The organism is Williamsia sp. z71, assembly GCF_059553375.1.
Genome location: NZ_JCANWX010000003.1, coordinates 59,854 through 81,349 on the forward strand (window position 1 = coordinate 59,854; position 21,496 = coordinate 81,349).

The 21,496-nt window shown below is 65.7% G+C and carries 23 protein-coding genes; 14 read left to right on the forward strand and 9 right to left on the reverse strand.

Translation table 11 applies throughout. The features are described from left to right. Positions 1–18: 18 nt before the first annotated feature. Positions 19–1,020, reverse strand: a complete 1,002-nt coding sequence (locus AC51GR_RS08405) for an SPFH domain-containing protein (RefSeq protein ID WP_496324179.1) — start codon at positions 1,018–1,020, stop codon at positions 19–21. 105 nt (positions 1,021–1,125) lie between these two features. Between AC51GR_RS08405 and AC51GR_RS08410 the strand changes: the two genes are divergently transcribed. The 3 genes from AC51GR_RS08410 (at position 1,126) to AC51GR_RS08420 (ending at position 2,652) form a co-directional block, all read left to right on the forward strand. Continuing rightward, on the forward strand, positions 1,126–1,830 hold the full coding sequence (locus AC51GR_RS08410; protein ID WP_496324180.1) for an NUDIX hydrolase: 705 nt from the start codon (positions 1,126–1,128) through the stop codon (positions 1,828–1,830). A gap of 70 nt (positions 1,831–1,900) precedes the next feature. Further along, positions 1,901–2,443, forward strand: a complete 543-nt coding sequence (locus tag AC51GR_RS08415; RefSeq protein WP_496324181.1) for a HutD family protein — start codon at positions 1,901–1,903, stop codon at positions 2,441–2,443. A 59-nt stretch (positions 2,444–2,502) separates the two neighbouring features. Further along, the gene (locus tag AC51GR_RS08420; RefSeq protein ID WP_482136344.1) at positions 2,503–2,652 is read left to right on the forward strand and encodes a hypothetical protein; all 150 of its coding nucleotides are present in this window, start codon (positions 2,503–2,505) and stop codon (positions 2,650–2,652) included. Here the strand turns inward: AC51GR_RS08420 and AC51GR_RS08425 are convergent, their stop codons facing one another. Then, on the reverse strand, positions 2,653–3,672 hold the full coding sequence (locus AC51GR_RS08425) for a nitronate monooxygenase (RefSeq protein WP_496324182.1): 1,020 nt from the start codon (positions 3,670–3,672) through the stop codon (positions 2,653–2,655). Between the two features lie 70 nt (positions 3,673–3,742). Between AC51GR_RS08425 and rnhA the strand changes: the two genes are divergently transcribed. The 3 genes from rnhA (at position 3,743) to AC51GR_RS08440 (ending at position 6,300) form a co-directional block, all read left to right on the forward strand. Further along, positions 3,743–4,189 (forward strand): ribonuclease HI, encoded by a 447-nt coding sequence (gene rnhA, locus AC51GR_RS08430; RefSeq protein ID WP_496324183.1) that lies wholly within the window; start codon positions 3,743–3,745, stop codon positions 4,187–4,189. After that, positions 4,186–5,109, forward strand: a complete 924-nt coding sequence (locus tag AC51GR_RS08435; protein ID WP_496324184.1) for a D-isomer specific 2-hydroxyacid dehydrogenase family protein — start codon at positions 4,186–4,188, stop codon at positions 5,107–5,109. The genes rnhA and AC51GR_RS08435 overlap by 4 nt, the downstream gene beginning before the upstream one ends. 84 nt (positions 5,110–5,193) lie before the next feature. Beyond that, positions 5,194–6,300 carry a PQQ-dependent sugar dehydrogenase gene (locus tag AC51GR_RS08440; RefSeq protein WP_496324185.1) on the forward strand — a complete coding sequence of 369 codons (1,107 nt, stop codon included), beginning with the start codon at positions 5,194–5,196 and terminating at the stop codon, positions 6,298–6,300. 7 nt (positions 6,301–6,307) lie between these two features. On the opposite strand, the gene AC51GR_RS08445 is transcribed toward AC51GR_RS08440, so the two are convergent. Together AC51GR_RS08445 and AC51GR_RS08450 are read right to left on the reverse strand one after the other, a co-directional pair. Next, positions 6,308–8,026, reverse strand: coding sequence for a cation:proton antiporter (locus AC51GR_RS08445; protein ID WP_496324186.1), 1,719 nt, complete (start codon positions 8,024–8,026; stop codon positions 6,308–6,310). A 114-nt stretch (positions 8,027–8,140) separates the two neighbouring features. Beyond that, on the reverse strand, positions 8,141–8,893 hold the full coding sequence (locus AC51GR_RS08450) for an isocitrate lyase/PEP mutase family protein (protein ID WP_496324187.1): 753 nt from the start codon (positions 8,891–8,893) through the stop codon (positions 8,141–8,143). Positions 8,894–9,002: 109 nt separating this feature from the next. On the opposite strand from AC51GR_RS08450, the gene AC51GR_RS08455 reads away from it, so the two are divergent. Both AC51GR_RS08455 and AC51GR_RS08460 read left to right on the forward strand, forming a co-directional pair. Next, positions 9,003–11,903, forward strand: coding sequence for a DEAD/DEAH box helicase (locus AC51GR_RS08455; RefSeq protein WP_496324188.1), 2,901 nt, complete (start codon positions 9,003–9,005; stop codon positions 11,901–11,903). Further along, a complete protein-coding gene (locus AC51GR_RS08460) occupies positions 11,900–12,643 on the forward strand; it encodes an SWIM zinc finger family protein (RefSeq protein WP_496324189.1) in 744 nt (247 codons plus the stop codon). Before AC51GR_RS08455 ends, AC51GR_RS08460 begins: the two co-directional genes overlap by 4 nt. Before the next feature lie 21 nt (positions 12,644–12,664). Here AC51GR_RS08460 and AC51GR_RS08465 read toward each other — a convergent pair whose 3' ends face one another. Then, positions 12,665–13,312 (reverse strand): dihydrofolate reductase family protein, encoded by a 648-nt coding sequence (locus AC51GR_RS08465; RefSeq protein WP_496324190.1) that lies wholly within the window; start codon positions 13,310–13,312, stop codon positions 12,665–12,667. An 83-nt stretch (positions 13,313–13,395) separates the two neighbouring features. Next, positions 13,396–14,256: an SDR family oxidoreductase gene (locus AC51GR_RS08470; RefSeq protein ID WP_496324191.1), complete on the reverse strand. Its 861-nt coding sequence runs from the start codon at positions 14,254–14,256 to the stop codon at positions 13,396–13,398. A gap of 111 nt (positions 14,257–14,367) precedes the next feature. Here AC51GR_RS08470 and AC51GR_RS08475 point away from each other — a divergent pair, with 111 nt between their 5' ends. The 3 genes from AC51GR_RS08475 to AC51GR_RS08485 all read left to right on the forward strand — a co-directional run bounded on the left by AC51GR_RS08475 (position 14,368) and on the right by AC51GR_RS08485 (position 16,410). Further along, complete coding sequence (locus tag AC51GR_RS08475; protein WP_496324192.1) at positions 14,368–14,745, forward strand: winged helix-turn-helix transcriptional regulator; 378 nt, start codon at positions 14,368–14,370, stop codon at positions 14,743–14,745. A 113-nt stretch (positions 14,746–14,858) separates the two neighbouring features. After that, a complete protein-coding gene (locus AC51GR_RS08480; RefSeq protein WP_496324193.1) occupies positions 14,859–15,818 on the forward strand; it encodes an esterase/lipase family protein in 960 nt (319 codons plus the stop codon). 160 nt (positions 15,819–15,978) lie between these two features. Further along, positions 15,979–16,410, forward strand: a complete 432-nt coding sequence (locus AC51GR_RS08485) for a DoxX family protein (protein WP_496324194.1) — start codon at positions 15,979–15,981, stop codon at positions 16,408–16,410. Between the two features lie 90 nt (positions 16,411–16,500). Here the strand turns inward: AC51GR_RS08485 and AC51GR_RS08490 are convergent, their stop codons facing one another. Then, complete coding sequence (locus tag AC51GR_RS08490; protein ID WP_496324195.1) at positions 16,501–17,625, reverse strand: citrate/2-methylcitrate synthase; 1,125 nt, start codon at positions 17,623–17,625, stop codon at positions 16,501–16,503. Between the two features lie 100 nt (positions 17,626–17,725). On the opposite strand from AC51GR_RS08490, the gene AC51GR_RS08495 reads away from it, so the two are divergent. The 3 genes from AC51GR_RS08495 (at position 17,726) to AC51GR_RS08505 (ending at position 20,193) form a co-directional block, all read left to right on the forward strand. After that, positions 17,726–18,970, forward strand: coding sequence for a citrate synthase (locus AC51GR_RS08495; RefSeq protein WP_496324196.1), 1,245 nt, complete (start codon positions 17,726–17,728; stop codon positions 18,968–18,970). Between the two features lie 72 nt (positions 18,971–19,042). Further along, positions 19,043–19,432 (forward strand): carboxymuconolactone decarboxylase family protein, encoded by a 390-nt coding sequence (locus AC51GR_RS08500; RefSeq protein ID WP_496324197.1) that lies wholly within the window; start codon positions 19,043–19,045, stop codon positions 19,430–19,432. Positions 19,433–19,437: 5 nt separating this feature from the next. Beyond that, positions 19,438–20,193: a DUF429 domain-containing protein gene (locus AC51GR_RS08505; RefSeq protein ID WP_496324198.1), complete on the forward strand. Its 756-nt coding sequence runs from the start codon at positions 19,438–19,440 to the stop codon at positions 20,191–20,193. Here AC51GR_RS08505 and AC51GR_RS08510 read toward each other — a convergent pair. Together AC51GR_RS08510 and AC51GR_RS08515 are read right to left on the reverse strand one after the other, a co-directional pair. Next, positions 20,181–20,666, reverse strand: coding sequence for a PPOX class F420-dependent oxidoreductase (locus AC51GR_RS08510; protein ID WP_496324199.1), 486 nt, complete (start codon positions 20,664–20,666; stop codon positions 20,181–20,183). The two genes, AC51GR_RS08505 and AC51GR_RS08510, sit on opposite strands and share 13 nt — an antisense overlap. 188 nt (positions 20,667–20,854) lie before the next feature. Beyond that, positions 20,855–21,493 carry an HNH endonuclease signature motif containing protein gene (locus AC51GR_RS08515; RefSeq protein WP_496324614.1) on the reverse strand — a complete coding sequence of 213 codons (639 nt, stop codon included), beginning with the start codon at positions 21,491–21,493 and terminating at the stop codon, positions 20,855–20,857. Positions 21,494–21,496: the final 3 nt, after the last annotated feature.

The following is a 21,496-nucleotide window of genomic DNA, read 5'->3' on the forward strand; positions in this document are numbered from 1 at the left end:
CCTTTCGGGTCGGTGGTGTCAATTGCGTTCGGTGGCAAGCCGGCCGAGGACCTGAGTCAGCACATCGGGCGTCAGGTTCAACGTCCCGATCTCCGGCAGGTTCGCGGCCAGTTCCTTCAGGGCCAGCCCCAGCACGATGGCCTGGTCCAGGTCGCGATACGGCGTCAGTGCTGCCGCATCCACCTCGGCCTGCGCCATCCCGACCACCCGGGTGGCCTCGGCCTGGGTCTGCGCCAGCAGTTCCTGACGCTGCGCGTCCGCCTCCGCTCGGATCTTCTCTGCGGCGACCTCCTCCGTCGACCGCTTCCGCGCATTACGTCCCTGCTGGTCGACCAGCTGTTCCTCGCGGCGCGCCAGTTCGATCTGGCTCTGCAGCTCGTTCTCGGTGATCGTCCGTTCCCGTTCGACCGCCACCGCACGTCGTTCATAGGTGGCCCGGTCGGCTTCCTGCTGCACCTGTTCGCGCAGCGGGGTCTGCAACGCCCGTTCCATCTCCGCCTCCGACCGCAGCGCAACCACCCGGACATCGACCACCTCCAGGCCGGTCTCGGCCAGTCGTCGGTCGGCGAGCAACCCGGCCGCAACCCGTTCCCGCACCGGCGTCACGCCGTCGGCCAGCGCCTGCCGCAGCGGGGTGCCCGCCAACAGGTCAAGAGCGTGCTGCTGTGCCGATTCGGTGAGCAGACCGGCCAGCTGATCCAGGGGCCTGGCCCGCCACACCCCTTCGTCGGGATCGATCCCGAAGTCGATCCGGCCGGCCGCGGTGTGCGGGTCGACGATCCGGTAGGTGACGGTGGCCTGGACGGTCAGGTCCTGGAAGTCGACGGTTCGGGCGTGGAACAACAGGGGGAGCTGCTGGTCATCGACCGGGACCTCGCTGACCGACGCGTTCAGCGGCCGGAACCAAAACGCCTGGGCCAGGCCCGAGTGCACCAGCTTCGCCTTGGCCGTGTGCTCGATGTACATGTTCGGCGCGCACCTCATGTGCCGCAGGAACATTGCCTTCTTGATGTCAGCCATGACCCGGCCTTCCTCTTGTCGTTCTCGACGACCTCGGTTGTTGTCGTCAAAGTGACGATAACCCTGGTCGGCACTAATCGTCAAGATGACGATTAGAGTGGGGCCATGGCTTCCGATTTCTGGTTGAACGCCGCGGCCTCGGTCGATCTCGTGGTGCTGACCATCCACGAGGGTCAGTTGTGCGCATTGCTGGTCCGCCGCGGCATCGAACCGCACCTGGGCGAGTGGGCGTTACCCGGCGGATTCGTCCACGACGACGAAGACCTACCCGACGCCGCCTACCGGGAACTACTCGAGGAAACAGGCGTGGGGCGCAGCGGCGTCCACCTCGAACAGCTGGCCACCTACGGTCGCCCCGGTCGCGATCCCCGGGGCCGGGTCATCAGCACCGCATATCTGGCTCTGACTCCGCGGACGCCGGTTCCGGTGGCCGGATCCGACGCTGCCACCGCAGCCCTGCACCCGGTCGAAGCCGTCCTCGGAACATCCGGCCGTTCAACGTCATTGGCGTTCGACCACAACGAGATCCTGGCCGACGGCGTCGAACGTGCCCGATCGAAACTGGAGTACACGCCGCTGGCCGCGACATTCTGTGAGCCCGAGTTCACCGTCGCCGAACTGCGCCGGGTGTACGAAACCGTCTGGGGCCGAACGCTGGATCCCCGCAATTTCCACCGCAAGGTGACCGGCGCCCCGGATTTCGTCCGGCCGACCGGGGCCATGACCGGCCGCGACGGCGGTCGCCCCGCCGCGCTGTACACCGTCGGCGGCGCCGCCCTGCTCCACCCACCACTGCTGCGTCCCACCTGACGCGGAGAGGCCACGAGTCCTGCGCCTCCACACCCCGACCACCAGAAAGCCGGTATCCCCAATGGCAATCATGCTCGTTCAGTCAACCGATCGCGTCCAGGTTCCCTGGGAGAACGGAGCCGGGATCACGGAGGAGATCGCACTCCTGGCCGACGCTTCAGGTGCACCCATCTGGCGCATCAGCGTCGCCGACCTGCCGGCGGCCCCGTCCGCCTTCTCGGCGTTCGACGGATTCGACCGCATCTTCACCATCATCGGCGAACACGGTGTGGTGCTGGACTTTTCGGGTTCGACCGTAGAGGTCGAACCGCTCAAACCCTATCGGTTCGCCGACGACACCGCGCCGCAGTGCCTTCCGCACGGGCACACCCGGGCGCTGAACGTGATGGCGCGGCACAACTCCACCGACATCTCCGTGACATCACTGCCCGGCCACGGCCGCCGGCCGTTCACCACCGATCCCGACGTCATCACCGGAACGTTCGTCATCTCGGGAAGCATCTCCGCGGACGACCTCATCGCATACCCGGACGACTGCCTCCTCATCCACCACAGTGAACAGGCCCTGTCGGTGGACGGTACCGCCATCCTGATCGAGATCACGCCACGCTGAACCCGGCCGGGGACGTACCGTGGAGGCACCGGTCAGATACCAATCCGAGCGAGGTCTTGATGACGTTCCCCTTCGAAGATGCAGAACCCATCGGCGAGACCGAGGAACTGCGCAAACAGGCCGCGGTCTACGAAGCCGGCGAGCACGGCCACGAGATCAACCGCGGTCACGCCCTCGGCGGAACCGCGGGCTCGATCGACGGGCAATAGTCAACGACCGGCCAGAGCTGCGACGATGTCGGCGGCCGAACCCGGACGGGTCTGCCGGAAACCGGTGCCCGCCCAATGATTGGTCGCGTGTGGATCGCCCGCGGCGACCGCGGCCTTCCGCAGAGGTCCCGTCAGATAATGGATCTGGGGATACGCCAGGGGCGCGGTCTGATCATGGTTCTGCATGAACCGATTGCGTAGGCCGCGAGCGTAACGCCCGGAGAAAGCGCGGGTCACGGCGGTTGCGGTGAACTGCGGATCGGTGAGCGCGGCCCGGGACACCGGGTTTGTCCCGGCTTCGTCGCTGAGCAGCAATGCGGTGCCCACCTGCGCGGCGACCGCACCGAGGCCGAGCATCGTCGTGACCGCCTCCGGCGTGCTGATCCCACCGGCCGCGACCACCACATCGCTGACCGCACACGCCGCGACCACCAGGGTCTCCAGCGAATCGGTGGACGGCCGGGCCAATGGGTCGAAGGTGCCGCGATGACCGCCGGCGGCGGGACCCTGCGCCACCAGACCATCGACACCCCGGGCGACGGCCTCCTTCGCCTCGGCCTGGGTCGTCACCGTCCCGAGCGTGGCGACCCCGACGCCTCCGAACCGCTCGATGTCGCCGGCATCGGCACATCCGAACGTGAACGAGACCACCTCGGGCCGCAGGTCGAGGAGCATTTCGACCTTCCGTGCGTAGTCGTCATCGGTATATCTCGGTTCACCGAGGTCGACGCCGAAGTGCCGGGCCAACGCCCCGAGTTCCTCCGCATAGGCGGCGATCTCCGCGGGCTTCCCGACGTCCGGCTGTGGCACGAACAGGTTCACCCCGAGCGGACCCGATGTCAGTGAGCGGGCCACCGCGATGTCGTCGGCGAGTCTGTCCGCAGACAGCAACGCCCCGGCCAGGAACCCGAGTCCACCCGCCTCGGTGACCGCCGCCGCCAGCTGCGGAGTACTCGGACCACCGGCCATCGGAGCCCCCGCGATGGGCACTTCGAGAGCGCGAACGTCGAACACTGCCACGGCCAACCTCCTGCATTAATCGGTGCTACGCCGACGGTAGCCTTTCTGCCATGTCAGAGACGATCACACCATGACCACACCCGTCGAGATCTCTACCGACGGCGCCTGCCTCGGCAATCCCGGGCCGGGTGGATGGGGTGCCGTCCTGCGGTACAAGGAACACGAGAAGCAGATCTCCGGCGCCGAGCCCGACACCACCAACAACAAGATGGAACTGACCGCAGCCATCAAGGGGCTCGAGGCCGTCAAGAAACCCTCGACGGTGATTCTGTACACCGACAGCACTTACGTCCGCAACGGAATCATGAAGTGGGCGTCGGGCTGGCAGGCCAACGGTTGGCTGACCAAGGACAAGAAGCCGGTGAAGAACAGTGAGTTGTGGCGTGAACTGATCGCGCAATGTGCCCGGCACCAGGTCGAATGGAGGTGGGTCAAAGGACATTCCGGCGACCACTACAACGAGATCGCGGACGAACTCGCCACCAGCGCTGCCCGCAAGCTGAAAGAAGGACAATGAGTACCTCACCTGTTCCGGTTGCCCTGATCCCCGACCACGATCGCTTCCTGGCCGAGGCGATCACCTCGGCCGGCGGGGAGATCGTCGACCTCGCCGATGCCCGCGCCCTGGTGTGGACCGGCAACGTCGAGGGTTTCCCGTCGCCTCTGCCGGACCACATCGAGTGGGTTCAGCTGCGGCTCGCGGGGATCGAATCGTTCTTGAACGCAGGGCTTCTCGACGACAAACGCATCTGGACCAACGCGTCGGGTTTCTATGCCGAGAATGTCGCCGAACATGCCCTGGCACTGGTGTTGGCGGGGCTCCGGCAAATCAATGTTGCGGTGCAACGCCACTGGGACAAAGAGGCGATCGACACCGCGGTCCGTTCGCTGCACGGGTCCACGGTGGCCATCATCGGCGCCGGTGGGATCGCCCGGTCGCTGATCCCGCGTCTTCGGGCCTGCGGCGCAGATGTGCTGGCCGTCAACCATTCCGGGCGGCCGGTCGACGGGGCGATCGACACGCTGCCGTCGAGCCGTCGCGGCGAGGTGTGGTCGCGGTGTGATCACGTCGTCCTGGCCGCACCCGCCACCGACGAGACGCGGCACATGATCAACGCGGACACCCTCGCGGCGCTGCCGTCGCATGCCTGGATCGTCAACGTCGCGCGCGGACCTCTCGTCGACGAAGCTGCGCTGTACACCGCGCTGAACGCCGGTGAGATCGCCGGCGCGGCCCTCGACGTGACGGATCCGGAACCGCCCGCCGTCGACCATCCGCTGTGGGATCTGCCGAACGTGATCATCACCCCACACGTGGCGAATCCGTCGTCGGGCCTGACCCGGACCCTGGCGCCCTGGGTGGCCGAGAACCTGCGGCGGTTCGCGGCCGGTGGCGACAACATGCTGGCATCGGTCGATCCGAACGCCAGTTACTGACCGCTGCACGGTTCGGCGCGTGCGGGACCGACCCGGCACGTAGCGTGAACCGGACAACAGCGAACCCACCGTGGGGAGACCGTCGTGCGCTTTCAGCTCCGAGTACTCCTGTCCCTCGCCGGGGCGACGTTGATTGCGTCGTGCAGCAGCGAGGCCTCGAATACCACCCAGACTTCGGGACCATCGCCGCAGACGCCCGCCCCGACCTCCGTGGACGTCGGACTCTCGGTGGCCCCGGGCACACCCGAAGACATCGTGACCGGCCTCGATGCGCCGTGGTCGATCGTGTTCACCCAGGGCGCTGCGCTGATCAGCGAGCGCGACACCGGCAACATCCTCGAGATCGTCGGCGACGGCACCCGCGTGGTCGGGGCGGTCCGCGACGTCGCACCGGCCGGTGAGGGCGGCCTGCTCGGGCTCGCGGTCCACGACAGCGAGCTGTACGTCTATTTCACCGGCAACGACGGCGACAACCGCGTGGTGAAGTACCCACTGACCGGGTCCGCGGGCGGTCTGGGGCTCGGCGAACCCGCCGACGTCATCGTCGGGATCCCCGGTGGACGTACCCACAACGGCGGACGCATCGCGTTCGGTCCGGACGACATGCTCTACATCACCACCGGCGACGCACAGGACCGGCCGAATGCGCAGGACCCGTCGAGCCTGGCGGGCAAGATCCTGCGCCTGAACCCCGACGGCACCATCCCCGCGGACAACCCGACCGCAGGAAGTCCGGTCTGGTCACTGGGTCATCGAAATGTGCAGGGACTGGCCTGGTCCGACGACGGCACCATGTTCTCGGTCGAATACGGCCAGGATGCCTGGGACGAGCTCAACATCATTCGCCCCGGCGGCAATTACGGCTGGCCGCAGGTCGAGGGCATCGGCGATGCGGCCGACAACGGCTATATCAATCCCGTTCAACAGTGGCGACCCGACGACGCCAGCCCCAGCGGTATGACGATCGCCGGTGACACCATCTACGTGGCCAACCTGAAAGGTGAACGGCTGCGCGCGATTCCGGTTGCCGAACCCACCACTGCCGACGAGTGGTACGTCGACGAGTTCGGCCGACTCCGCGATGTGGCCGTGGCACCGGACGGCTCGCTGTGGTTTCTCACCAACAACACCGACGGCCGCGGCATCCCGCGACCCGGCGACGATCGGGTCAAGCGCGTCGTGATCGGTTGAGCCCGGGCTATTCCGACTCGTCGATGTTGAGTTGTTCGAGCCGGGCCTCTTCGAGGTCGAGCAGGTGTTGCGCGTGGGTCAGCGCCTGCGAACTGAACACCCCCAGCTTGCGGACCCGGAGCAGCGCGTTTCGTTCGGCGGCGAGCACCGCCATCCGAACCCGGAAGTACTCGGCGCGTCCGTGTTGTTCGACCTCGGTATCGCTCTGTATGCGTCCGCGTCCGACAATGCTGTCGCTGCGGACCATCTCGATGACGGCCTCGGGCACCCTGGTCTGACCGGTGCCGACCACTGCGGGGTCGTGCAATGCCTCGACTGCGGCCTCCCTCAATTCCGCGACCAGCTGCTCGTATTCGCCACGCAAACGGCCTTGATCGTCGGGTGCGACCTTCGCCATCCGGATCACCGCAGGCAATGTGAACCCCTGCAGCAGAAGCGTTGTCGCGGCCACCACAAAGGCGATCAGGATCAGCTGGGGTCGGTGCGGGGTGTCCGACGGCAGTGTCTGTGCGGCAGCCACGGTGATGGCGCCGCGCATGCCCGCCCAGCCGAGCACCACACCGCCGCGCCAGCCGAGGGTCTCGTTGAGTTTGAAGGCGAGGTCGGCCGACGCCCTCGTCATCCGGGTCTGCAGGTGGCGGAGCCGTCGTTCGGTGAGTACGTCGTCGGGCTCGCGGGCGTCGAGCCTGGCCCGCAGTTTGCCCAGACGCGGGATCGACTCGTGGGCCCGTCGGGTGTCGCGGCGCAACAGCGCGACCATCGGTGCGACGAAGACGATCCGCAGCAGGATCACGATGGCTGCGGCCAGCAGTCCGAGCCCGACCGCATGCCAGGTGCTGAAGGAGCTCTCCCGGACATCGTCGATCGATTTCTTGAGCTCGAGTCCCATCAACAGGAACACCGCGCCCTCAAGCAGGAACGCAAGGGTCCGCCAGTTGATCGCCTCCGCGATCCGGTCCTGGGCCCCCAGATGCTGGGAGGCCTGATGCCCGGTCACCAGACCCGCGACCACGACGGACAGCACACCCGAGGCCCCGGCCTCCTCGGCGGGCAGGTAGGCGATGAACGGCACGACCAGCGAGATGGCGGTGGTCAGGACCGGGTCGTCGAGCAGACCGCGGACCCGGACGTTGACATAACCGACGACCAAACCGATCGCCACGGCGACGACAACAGCGAACACGAAGTCGCCGGCCACACCCCAGAGCGATACCGAACCGCCGAGCGCGGCGACCGCGGAGCGCAGCAAGACCAGTGCCGAGGCGTCGTTGACCAGTCCCTCCCCTTCGAGGACCGCGACCACGCGGGAGGGCAGCCCGAGCTTCTTACCGATCGAGGTCGCCGCGACGGCGTCGGTCGGGCTGATCACCGCTCCGAGCGCAAACGCCGCGGGCCACCCCAGGTCAGGGATCAGCGCGTGGAAGAACCAGCCCGTTCCCAGCGTGGTGACTACAACGAGCAGGACCGCGAGCGCGGTGATCGGCTTGAAGTTCCGTCGAAAATCTTGGGCCGGCATGTTGACCGCCGCCGAATAGAGCAACGGCGGCAGTACACCCGCCAAGATGAGTTCCGGTGGTATCTCCACGTCCGGCACCCCAGGCAAGAAGCTGAGCCCCACACCCGCGATGACCAGCAACAACGGCGCCGCGACACCGAGCCGTCCCGAGAACACCGCCACGCCCACGATCGCGATGACTGCCAGTACGCAGACCAGTGTCAGTTCCACATCCACACCTTGCCGTCGACCGTGCCGTTATCGCCGTCGACCGTGCCGAAGCTGTGCAACTTCGGCACGGTCAACGGTCGGTTCGGCCCGCTCGGCGGAATCAGCCGGGCCGCATCACTTCCAGGGGGCGAGGACTTCGTCGGCCCGGACGGCCAGGACCATCTGGAACAGGGGGCCGAAGCTGACCCGGGCGACACCGAGCGCAGCGAACGCGGCCTTGTTGTTGTTCACCGGATGCCCGATGGCGTTCACCGGCAGCGGCAGCTCGTCGACCAGCCGTTTCTGCACCGCATCTTCGTGAAATCCCACCGGATACAGCACGTCGGCCCCGGCGTCAGCGGCCAGTTTCAGGCGAGCGATCGCCCGGTCCACCCGGTCGGCCTCGTCTCCGACCTGTTTGAGGAACAGGTCGGTGCGCGCATTGATCACCACATGGACGTCGGTGGCATCGGATGCGGCGCGCAGTGCCCCGACGAAGTCGGCGTGTTCCTGCGCCTCCCGCAGGCGACCGCCCTCGCTGTGGACGGTGTCCTCGATGTTGAGTCCCACCGCGCCGGCGGCGAGCAGTCCGTCGATCAGCCGTTTGGGGTCCTCTCCGTACCCGGCTTCGATGTCCACCGAGATCGGCACGTCGACCGCGTCGGTGATCTGTTTGATGCGGGTGGTCAGCTCGGTGAACGTGATGCCCTCGTTGTCGGGTTTACCGATCGAATCCGACACCGGATGGCTCCCCACGGTCAGCGCGGTGAAACCCGCGGAGACGGCGAGGTTGGCCGACCACGCGTCCCACACCGTCGGCAGGATCACCGGATTTCCGGGCTGATGGAGTTCGAGCAGAGTTGCGGCCTTGCTTGCGAGTTCCGTCATGCCCTCTACAACTACGCCGGTTGTCCTCGACATTCCGGGGCTTGGCGGATCAGTCGGTGCGGGATCGCTCGATGGCGGGGCTGTCCGACAAGCGTGCCACCATGGGCGGGTGACTCAGACAGCGGCGGCCCACGCGTTATGGCGCGGTGGGGTCGGACTGTCGCTGTGGTTCACCGACGCCGAAGGACAGCCATGCACCGAGCATGTGCCCGACGGTTTGCCACCCGCGCTCGACGCGGTTGTCGGCGGCCGGTCCCTGCGGCGCACCATCACGGTGTCCGGGCCCGGCGCCGATGAACGGCGCGATGTCGCCTCGGTGACGCTCGGACCAGCGGCCGCGGGTGAGCTGCTCGAGGCCATCAAACCCGACGACATCGTCGGCGGCGAACTGCGCTACTACCGCTACCTGCTGGATTCGACCGAGCGATTCGTCCGGTCGGGTTCGGTCACGCCGGCAGTACACCGGGTGGCCGGCGAATGGACTGTCCGGTGGGCACCACTGGCCACCACCACCTGGCGCACCTGGTTGTCGACGGCGATCGCCGCTGCACCACCGGTGATCCTCGCCAACGGTGACACCGACGCGATCATGGACTTCTGCGGTGAGATGACCGACCACCTGTGCCGCACCAGTTGCCGGGACATCAAAGCCGACGCCGTTCGATCCTCATTCGTCCGGACCCTCTTACCCGATGTCGACGCACCGCCGATGTCCGCGGACAAGGCGACGGCCGCGGCGTCGGCGTGGGCGCAGTGGGCCGACGGATTGCGGCTCGGTGAATCCGCCCTGGTGTTGCGCCTGAACGAACCCGACGAAGGTGATGAGGAGACCGAGGGCGACCCGACGCGGTGGCGCCTGCAGGTCTGCCGCCGGACCGTCGACCGCCCCGACGAACCCGTGGAGCTGCGCCGGCTCGACGCCCACGAGATCGATCAGGTCACCACCGAGGTCGCCGGCGCGGTCCGGGCTTTCCCGACCCTGAAGGCCGCTCGCCACGACGACTATTCACTCGATTTCCTGCTGACCACCGATGTCGTCCTCGAACTCCTCGACACCGGGGTCGCAGCACTCGCCGACGCCGGATACGAAGTGCTGCTGCCCCGTTCCATCGCACATGTCCGTCCGACGCTGACTTTGCGGGGCAAGCAGGAGGGTGGCACACCGCAGCGATCAGTGGTGGTCGGGTTCGACGAGATCCGCAACTTCCAATGGCAATTGGCGCTCGGTGAGGACGTGCTGAACGCTGCCGAGCTGGACGCCCTGGCCCGCCAGAAAGGCGACCTCGTCAAGGTCCGGGGCAAGTGGATACGGGCCGACAACGCCGCGTTGTCCCGCACCGCGGCCTTCATCCAGGCCCAGAAGGCGCTGGCCGAATCGGGTCAGCCGGCCGACATGGGCGAGCTGTTCGGCCTCGTGACCGACGGCGACGACAAGCTTCCGGTTCCGGTCAGCCGGGTCGAGGGCTTGTCGTGGCTCGACGAGATCAAACGCCGCGGCCGCATGGCACCACCGCTCCTCGCGCCACCGGAGACATTGCGCGCCGAACTCCGGCCGTATCAACAGCGCGGCATGGAATGGCTGCGGCATCTGAGCTCCTTGGGTATCGGGGCGGTACTCGCCGACGACATGGGTCTGGGCAAGACAATTCAGGTCCTGGCGTTGATCTGCGGCGAACGTGAGGCCGCTGACGCCCCGGCAGATCAGCCGGCCACAACGCTGCTGATCTGCCCGATGTCGGTGGTCGGCAACTGGGAACGGGAAATCGCCCGGTTCGCCCCACAGTTGTCGGTGCTGATCCATCACGGGCCGGGGCGGCTGACCGGGGCGCCATTCGCCGCTGCTGCGCTGGCCGCCGATATCGTCATCACCACGTTCGCCATCGCCTCCCGCGATCGAAAGTTGCTCAGTGCCAACACCTGGGACCGACTGGTGGTGGACGAGGCGCAGCACATCAAGAATGTCGCCACCGCCCAATCCAAGGCCGTGCGTTCGATCCAGGCCCGCCATCGCATCGCATTGACCGGTACCCCGGTCGAGAACCGGCTCGAAGATCTGCGGTCGGTGATCGACCTGGTCAATCCCGGACTACTCGGAACGGCCTCGATGTTCAAGGCCAGATACGCCGAAGCCATTGAACGCGAGCGCGATCCGCGCGCGGTACAGCGGTTGAACGCCGTCACGTCCCCGTTCATCCTGCGACGGGTCAAATCGGATCCGACGGTGATCTCCGATCTGCCGGAGAAGGCCGAACTGACGGTCCGCGCCAACCTCACCATCGAACAGGCCGGCCTGTATCGCGCAGTCATCGACGATCTGATGGAAGCGCTGGGCAGAGGCGAGACCAAGGAGGCCGGTAGTGAGCGTCGTAGAACGGTGTTCGCGGCACTGACCCGGCTCAAGCAGATCTGCAATCATCCAGCCCACTACCTCGGCGACGGTTCACCGATCATGCGGCGCAACGAACATCGTTCCGGCAAGATCGAATTGCTGACGGACATCCTCGAGAACATCGTCGCCGACGGCGAGCGCGCGCTGGTGTTCACGCAGTTCACCGCGTTCGGGACGATGTTGCAGCCCTGGCTCTCCGACCGGATCGGCCAACAATTCTCGTTCCTGCACGGCGGTCTGAGCCGAACCGCGCGCGACACCATGGTCGCGGAGTTCTCCGACCCTGACGGCCCGGCCATCATGCTGGCGTCGCTGAAGGCAGGCGGCACCGGACTGAATCTCACGTCCGCCAATCATGTTGTGCATCTGGATCGTTGGTGGAATCCAGCGGTCGAGAACCAGGCCACCGATCGCGTCTACCGAATCGGTCAACAGCGACGGGTGGAGGTACGCAAGTTCGTGTGTGTCGGCACCCTGGAAGAACGGATCGACCAGCTCATCGCCGACAAGCGCGAACTGTCCGAGCTGACCGTGTCCACCGGCGAGAGTTGGCTCGCGAACACCGCGGACGACGAGCTCTACGACTTGATGCGGCTGAGCGATGAGGCGGTGGGCGAATGAGCCGTACCCCCAAACCCCCGCAGCGCGGTTATGGGCTGACCCCGTGGTCGAAGGCCTTCCTGCTGGCCGTGGAATCAACTGCCGAGGCACGCAAGATCACGAAGGCCCGCACGTACTTTCGTGATCGGGTGGTCATCGATCTGGTGGTGAGATCGGGCCAGGTGAAGGCGTTGGTCCAGGGCAGCCAGCTCGATCCGTTCGAGGTGACGATCACCACCGGACCGGCAGATCCCGACACCGTCCTGTCACTGCTGCGCGCACAAGGCAAGACCGACGACCTGGTCGCGGTCACGCGCGGACGGCAACCCGAAACCCTTGGCTCACTGGTGATCCCAACCGAGGCGTCCGACATCCGTGTCGATTGCAACTGTCCGGATCCGGCCGATCGCTGTATCCACCTGCTGGCCGTGAGCTACGAACTGGCCGCGGCCATCGACAAAGAACCATCCACACTGCTCACTGTGATGGGCACCGACCTGGCTCTGCTCCTGGCACACCTGCGTGATGATCCCGCCGACGACGCCGAGAGTGCGCCACCGGCGCCGGCGATGACCGAGGTCGACTTCTACGGCGACGGCAGGCAGATGCCCGCGTTGCCACATCCACCCCAGATCGACGTGCTGTCCGAACTCGACACCACCGAGCTGTCGGCGGCGCTGCGCCGGTCAGGGGCGGCGGCCATGGATGTGGCCCAGGCCGTCGACGAACTGGCCGAACTGTACGCACGCATCGTGCGCTGACCGCCGCCCGGGCAGATGGGCCTACCGACGCCAGAACAGATGGTGGGTCACTCCGCTTGCGCTGGGCACGACCTCGAGGAAGAACCGGTCCTCGAATTCTTGCGGACTGGCCCACAGCCGCAGGCCTTTCCCGATCGTGATCGGTGAGACCGCGACGTGCATCGTGTCGATGAGATCGGCGTCGAGGAACTCGCGGACGGTGCTCACCCCACCCCCGATGCGGACGTCCTTGCCGTCCGCAGCCGCCTTGGCCTCAGCCAAGGCTTCGGCCGGCGATGCATCGATGAAGTGAAAGGTGGTGTCGGCCAGCGTGAACGACGGACGCTCGTGATGGGTCAGAACGAACACCGGGGTACCGAAGGGCGGCGTATCGCCCCACCATCCTTGCCATTCGTGGTCCTCCCACGGCCCCCGCTGCGGTCCGAACTTGTTGCGTCCCATGATCTCGGCGCCGATGTTGCGCTCGAAGTCACGTACCAGGTAGTCGTCGAGGCCACGAGTACCCCCGAGGTCGGTGCGACCGGGAAAACCGGCGGTGGCAATGGCCCACGCGTGCAGATCCCTGGGGTCGACACCGTCGCCGAATGGCTGATCGACGCTCTGGTTCTCACCTGCGCCTATTCCGTCCAAGGACACGCCGAAGTTCTGAACCCGGACCAGCTGCGACATATTCGTCGACCTCTCATCTGTCTGTGCGAACCGTACACAAGACAGACCGTGGGTGCCGACCGAATTCATCGGGTTCCGGGAAACTAACCGAGGGCCGGTCTGATCGCGTCGGCAACCGGCGTGGACGGACGGCCGATCAGCGCCTGCAGATCACCGGATTCGGTGTCGAGTTCACCGCGTGCGATGGCCGCGTCCGAGCCGGCGATGATCGCCACGTACTGCTCGGGTATCCCGGCACCGACCAACATGGCAGCGTAGTCGGCCTCGGACAGGTCCTGATATTCGACGGGCTTGCCCGACACGTCACTGATGACCTGGGCAAACTCTGCGTAGGTGATGCGGTCGCTGCCGCCCAGTTCGTAGATCTTGCCGGTCTGATCCTCGTCGGACGTGATCACAGCGGCAGCGGCAGCGGCGTAGTCGGTGCGGGTGGCGGCCGCGACCCGGCCTTCTCCGGCGGCGCCGAAGAGCTTGCCGAACTCGATGGCCTGGGGAATCGCGGCATAGTAGTTCTCCCAATACCAACCGTTGCGCAGGAAGACCGACGGCACCGACGATGCGGACAACCGCTGTTCGGTGGCCAGGTGTTCTGGTGCCATCGCAGTCCCGCTGGTATCGGCCTTGAGGATGCTCGTATAGGCGATCAGCTGTACCCCGGCGAGTTCGGCGGCCTCGATCACATTGGTGTGCTGCGCGATCCGCTGTCCGACCTCGGACCCGGAGATCAGTAGCAGCTTGTCGACCCCGTCGAACGCTGCCCGAAGTGCGGCCGGATCCGAGTAATCGGCAACCCGCACCTGCACACCCTTGGCCGCGAGGTCTGCCGCCTTGCCGGCGTTGCGCACAACGGCCACGATCTCGGACAGTGCGACACCGCGTTCGAGGAGTTCAGCGATCACGTGGACCCCCAGGTGCCCCGTTGCTCCGGTTACTGCTGTGGTCATGTTCTGCTCCATTTCGTCGGCGTACCGCTTTCGCACCCAGTATGCACTAACTAATAGTTAGTGCCATAGGAACCGTAAGCGACCAGGTCAGTGGTGCGTTATCGTGGAGGGGTGACCGAAATAGGCAACCGCTCGCTCGAGTCAGACGTGTTCGCGCGCGACTGCAGTTCGCGAGAGACGGTGCAGACCGTCACCGGACGCTGGGGCACCCTCGTGCTGATCGCGCTACGTGAGGGCAACTATCGATTCAACGCGCTGCGACGACGCGTTGACGGTGTCAGCGAAAAGATGTTGTCGCAGACGCTACAGAACCTCGAGCGCGACGGGATGCTGACCCGGACTGTGCTCGAAGCGATTCCGCCCAAGGTCGAGTACAACCTCACCCCGCTCGGACGCAAGATCGCCGACCAACTGCAGGGGCTCATCGACCTGGTTCAGGTGAACATGCCCACGGTCCTCGAAGCACAACGGGACTACGACCGGCGCTGAACAACTCGATCCGATCACGGCTTGTGATCAGAGCCGAAAACACCCTCCCCGACGACGAACCTGGGGCTACTTTCATCCCAACAACCGGTATGTATTGACCTGCGGGGGTCGGAATGCGGTACGCACGCGTTGTCGGGGTCATGTTCATCGCCGCCATGGTCGCGCTCTTCACCGGGTTCGGATCCGGGCCCGCCGCCGCTCAGGACCCACTTCCGGTGACCTACAACTTCTTTTCGGGCATCCCCGAGGAGTTCGCGAATCCCGGCGGATCCCTGCCCGGCAGCAACGACTGGAACTGCAAACCGTCGCCCGAACACCCGCGGCCGGTCGTGCTGGTCCACGGCACCGGTGGCGGCGCCCAGACGAACTGGGGCACGTACGTACCGCTGCTCGCCAACAACGGTTACTGCGTTTTCGCGCTCAACTACGGAAACCTTGCTGGGGTGCCGTGGCCACTGAGCGCCATCGGTGGACTGCACCGGATCGAGGACAGCGCCGCCGAGCTGGCCACCTTCGTCGACCGCTTGCTGTCTGCAACCGGTGCCGAGAAGATCGACATCGTAGGGCACTCCCAGGGCACCCTGATGCCGACGTATTGGCTGAAATTCCTCGGTGGAGCCGGCAAAGTCGACAAATACGTCTCGTTGGCCCCGCTCTGGAACGGGACCACCGTCGCGGCCGCAGCTGAATTGGACATGTACGTCAAACTGCTCGGGCTCGAATGGTTTCAGGAGATCACCATCGGCGCTCTGTGTGGCGCCTGCCTGCAGATGGTCAAGGGTTCAGACATGATGCGCACACTCCAGGCCGGCGGCATCCTCGATCCCGACGTCACCTACACCAACATCATGACGCGGTACGACGAACTGGTGGTGCCGTACACAAGCGGAAACCTCGTTGCCGCCAATTCGACCAACATCGTTGTCCAGGACGGTTGTTCGCAAGATTTTACCGAGCACGCCGGCATCGCCGGGTCGCGTCGTGCCGCCACCTTTGTCCTCAACGCGCTCGACCCGGAGAACCAGCAACCCGTCGGCTGCTGGTTTGCCGCCCCGTTCACCGGCTCCTCCTGACCCCAACGCCGTCGAGCGTGCCCAACCGACCGTCGAGCGTGCCGAAACGACCGTCGAGCGTGCCGAAGTTACCCTCCTGAGCAGGCGATTCACTCATTTCGATTACTTCTCTTGACGTCGGTGGTCTCACTAGCAACGACCCACCAACCCAGGAGTAGCCATGACCACCAGCGCGCGTCCCACCACCGCAACGCCCAACACATCCTCACCCGGCCGCCGGGCCCAGATCGCCGGTTGGGTCATCACCGGAGTCGCCTCCGCGCTCCTGCTTTTCGACGCCGTATCGCACCTGACGATGCCCGAAAGCGTCAAAGAAGCAACCTACGACCTCGGATTCACCGATGGTGACGCCACGACAATGGGCCTCGTCCTGCTCGGATGCGTTGCGCTGTACCTATTTCCGAGGACTTCGATCCTCGGCGCGGTTCTGCTGACCGGTTACCTCGGTGGCGCCGTCACCGCGCTGATGGTGTCCGAGGAAGAGTTTGCCGCGGGGGCCTTCGTTCCCATTGGCGTCGGAGTCGTCATCTGGGCGGGACTCTGGTTGCGTAGCAGTACCGTTCGCTCGGTCATGCCCTTCACCCCACGATGACCGTTCGTTCGACCGCCGACTATCGCAGCGCTGAGCGACAGCGCCTGCGATTTCGGCACGGTCGACGGCGATTTCGGCACGGTCGACGGGTCAGGCGACCGGGGGCCCGACATAGCGGGCGATCGGGCGGATGATCTTCCGGTCCTGCGCCTGCTCGAGGATATTCGCACACCATCCGACGACCCGGCTGACGGCAAACGTGGGGGTGAACATCTCCCTGGGCACACCGCAGCGATCCATCACGACCCCGGCATAGAACTCCACATTCGCGTAGAGGTTCCGGTCGGGGTACGCATCGGCCAGCACCGCGACCACATCTTTTTCGACTTGGACCGCAAAATCGACCAGCGGACCACCGAGCGACAACGCGATGTCCCGCAACATCTCCGACCGTGGATCGACCGTCCGGTAGACGGCGTGTCCGAAACCCATGATGCGACTGCGGTGCGCGAGTTGGGTTCGGGCCCAGTCTGTTGCGTCACCCATCTCGCGGATTTCGTCCAGCGCGTCGAGCGCACGATCGGGCGCCCCACCGTGTAGCGGTCCGGAGAATGCGCCGATCGCACCGCACACGGCCGAGATCACATCGGCGCCGGTGGAAGCGATCACCCGGCCGGTGAAGGTCGACGCATTGAAACCGTGGTCGATGGTCGCGATCATGTACTGCTCCACCGCGCGGGCAGCGCTGGGCGTCGACTCCACACCGGTCAGGCTGTACAACCAGTTCTGCGACACCGACAGATCATCGCGCGGTTCGACGGGATCCTCACCGGACCGAATCCGGTACAGGGCCGCCAGAATCGTGGGCGTCACCGCCGTGACCACCAGCGAGTCGGCGATGCGCTGGTCGGGACCGCTGTCCCACAGCGGCGCGATCTGGTGTGTCGCGGCAAGCGCAGAGAGCACCGTCCGGAGCCCGGCGAGGAGTTGACGCTCGGTGCCGGCAAGCGCAACGGTCCGCAACAGCGACCCCAACTCGTCCGGTATTGCCCGCAATGATCGGGTGAGCACCACAAACTCAGCGAGTTCGGACGAATCCGGAAGCCGGCCATGGACAAACAGGTACCAAACCTCTTCGAACGATTTGGTTCGAGCCAGTTCGATGGCCGAGTACTGCCGATACTGATAAAAGCCCTCGTCACCACGGACATCTCCGACGCGGGTGTCGGTCACGACGACATTACTCAATCCGGGTGGCGCAACAATGACGGACATCGATGCCTCCGATCTTCTTTTGTGTTCTTCTGGTACAGCAACATTCGGCTCGATATTGATCTGTGTCAATGTTGATCGAATCAACATGGAGGTCCCGACGATGACTGCCGAATCCCGGCGCACCGGACATCGCCGACGCTGGCCCACCCCATTGCGTCACGACGGCCGCGACTATCTGACCACCGTGCAGGTGGCCCGCATCCTCGGCGTCAAGACGCAGACGGTCTACGCCTACGCCAGTCGCGGCACCTTGACCAGTGCCCGCATCGACGGTGTCCGTGGGAGTGTGTTCGCCGTCGATGAGGTCGACGCGGTCGCCCGCCGGTCCGCCACCCGTCCACCCGCCGGAGTCGTCGAGCGGATACGCACGCAGATAACACTTCTCGACAACGATCGGTTGTACTACCGGGGCCGGGATGCGGCCACGCTCGCGGACAACACCAGATTCGAGGCCGTCGCGGAACTACTGTGGGACCACAACCCGGACTGGGACGCGAAGCTCCTGCCCGCCAGGGTTTTCCGTCAGATATCCGCGTTGCAGACTCTGACTGGCCGCGGTGTCGACACCATCAAACTGGTCATCGACGTACTCGGTTCACGGGATGCGCTACGCCATCAGATCTCGACGGACGCGGTCTGCGCACGTGCGGCCGCCATCCTGGCCAACAGCATTGCCGCGCTCCCGCCATTGACGGACACACCGCCGATCGACGACTCCCTGGCGGCACGGCTCTGGCCGAGACTGACCACCATCGCGGCCACCCGAGCGCGGGTTCGGCTGCTGAACATGGCCCTGGTGTTACTCGCCGACCACGACCTGACCTCGAGTACCGTGGCCGCCCGGGTGGCCGCCAGTTCCCGCGCCAGCATCTATTCGGTGATCACTTCGGGTCTCGGCGCCCTCGACGGGTCGTTGCACGGCGGAGCCGCCACGCTGGCCCACCGGTTCCTCCGGGCAGCCACCGCCGACGCGGCCACGGCCCTATCGATGGAACTGCAGGCATCGGGCACCGTTCCCGGCTGCGGCCACGTGGTCTACCGCGAGCAGGACCCGCGCGGGGAGACCCTGCTGACCGCACTCCAGTCGGCACCGGGCGGAAACCGCAAGGTCATGCCCACCATCGCCGAGCTGCGACCGATGCTGGCCGCATCGGGTGCCGGATTCATGAACTCCGACATGGCACTGGGCGCACTGGCTCTGCGCTATGACATGGCACCGGACGCCGCCGAGACGATCTTCGCCCTGGCCCGGATCGCCGGGTGGGTGGCGCACGCGCTCGAGGAGTACAACGAACCACGACTGCGATTCCGCCCCGAGGGCGTCTACGTGGGCATCCGGCCGTGAGGCGCCGGCATGGCAGGATTGGCTGCGCGAGCACCCGTTCGACCTTGGAAGATCGACCCGGCAAGGAGCACCATGACCACCGAGAACTCCCGTTTCGAACCGGGCATGCAGATCCGCCGGGAGGTGATGGGTGACGAATACGTCGACCGCGCCCTGGCCCGTACCGAGGGCACCGAATCCGAGGCGATCCAGAGCGCGGTCACCGACCTCGTCTGGGGCGGCATCTGGTCTCGGCCCGGACTCGAACGGCGCGACCGCAGCCTGCTGAACATCGGACTGCTCACCGCACTGCGAGCGCACGGCGAGCTGGCCGGCCACGTCCGCGGCGGATTGAAGAACGGGCTGTCCCGCACCGAGATCACTGAGGCCGTCATCCATTGCAGCGGATACTGCGGCGCACCGGCCGCGTTGTCGGCAATGGCCGTGGTCCAGGAAGTATTCGACGCCACACCCGACGACTGAGCCGGATGATGCGGACACTGGGAATCGACCTTGCGTCCCAACCGGTTCGGACGGCGATGGCGACTCTCGAGTGGTCCGGTGGCGGAGCAGTTCTCACCGCCGTACAAATGCCGGTCACCGACGCGGACATCCTCACGGCCGTACCCGTAGCCGACAAGGTGGGTATCGATGCCCCGTTCGGCTGGCCCGATGCGTTTGTCGACGTGGTGTCCGCCCATCACAGCGGGGATGTCCCTCGACAACGATCACTGTTCGCCGAACCCGGGGTGACCCGGTTTGTCGCCCGGAGAACCGACGAATGGGTTCGCGCCACAACAGGTTTGATCCCACTGAGCGTCTCCGCCGATCGCATCGCCTACGTGGCACTACGCGCGGTTCGGCTGCTCGCACAACTCGATGGCCCGGACTTCGATGCGAGCCGAATCAACGGCACCGCCGTGGAAGCCTATCCCGCTGCGGCACTGAAGATCTGGCAACTGCGCCACAACCGATACAAAGGTCGCCCGCAACTCGAGACGCTTGCCGCCTTGGTCGACGGGCTCGAAACCCAGGCGCCATGGCTGGACCTGGGTCCTTATCGAACGCTGTGCACCACCAGCGATGACGTGTTCGACGCGGTGATCACCGCACTCATCGCCCGGGCCGCGGCCCTCGGCCTGACCGTGTTGCCCGATGCCGAGCATGCGGCCATCGCCGAGCGTGAGGGCTGGATCCATGTGCCGCGCGCGCCACTCGCGGCGCTGGCCCCTCAACCGTCCTGAGCGTCCAGTTTCGTGGCGATGTCAGCGGGGAATCCGCCGGTGGCCACCGGACCCCACCGCGTAGGTGTGATCCGGATGAGCGATTTGTTCTGCAACCTCATCGCGGCGCGATATTCGTCCCAGTCCGAATGTTCACCGGCGATGCTGCGGAAGTAGTCGACCAGCGCGTCCTCGGCCTCCGGCATGTCCAGCACCTCGGCCGTGCCGTCGATCTGCACCCACGCCGCATTCCACTCGTCCGACAACACACAGACGCTGACCGCCGGATTCCGTTTGATGTTCTTCGTCTTCGCCCGTCCCGGATAGGTGGCGATGACGATGCGGCCCTGCGGATCGACGCCGCCGCTGACCGGCGACAACTGCGGCGTTCCGTCTGCACGAACCGTACTGAGCAGCATCTGGTGTCTCGGACGAACGAAGTCGAGCAGTTCAGCAAGCGCTACGTGGTTGTTGGTTGCAATGGTTCTGGCCATTCACCCAGAGTACTGACTTTCGCGCCAACCTGACCTCACGTCAACGTCTGAGATCGAGGTGGCACCGTCCAGCCGCACCGGCGGCTCACACTGTGAAGTTGTCAAAGATCTTGCAGGACACTGGGTTCAGCCTGTGTTGCTCGGTCCAGCAGTTGGTGTCTCGCGTTATGCGGCGGTGAGGTCGGAAGTCAGGGTGCGGCGGGCATGAGACCGTAGTTCTGTGGTGCTGCCGGGTGCGAGGAACCAGGATGCCCGTCGTGGCCGATGAACACCGTCCAGCGGTGGTGGTGGATGTAGCGGTGGTGTCGCCGGCAGAGCAGCACCATGTTGGTCAGGCTGGTGCCGCCGCCGTTGCGCCAGAAGTCGATGTGATGGGCATCGGTGTACACCGACGGGCAGCCGCATACCGGGAAGGCGCAGCCCTGGTCGCGGGCGATCAACGCTTTACGGATCGCAGGGGTGACGGTGCGTTGGTCGCGGCCGACATCGAGTGGCACCGAGTTGTTGTCGAGCAGGATTCTGGTGATCACCGAATCACACGCCACCATCTGCGCGGTCGGTGCTGATGCGGGCCCGGTCCATTCAAACTTCGGCGCCATGGTCGGCGGTGTGGCACCCGGGATGTCGCGCAGCTGCAATTGTTGTAGATGTTCGGGTGAGACGGTCACCGTGACAGGTGGTTTCGCCCCGCCCCGGGTGGGTCGGTCTTCCTGATCGAAGTAGGAATCCAGCAATCGTTCCAGCGCATCAGCCCGGATCTGGCCTGTGCTCCGCGGATCCGGCGAGCCATCGGGTTCAGGTACTGGTGTGCACAGCGGGTTCGACAGCTA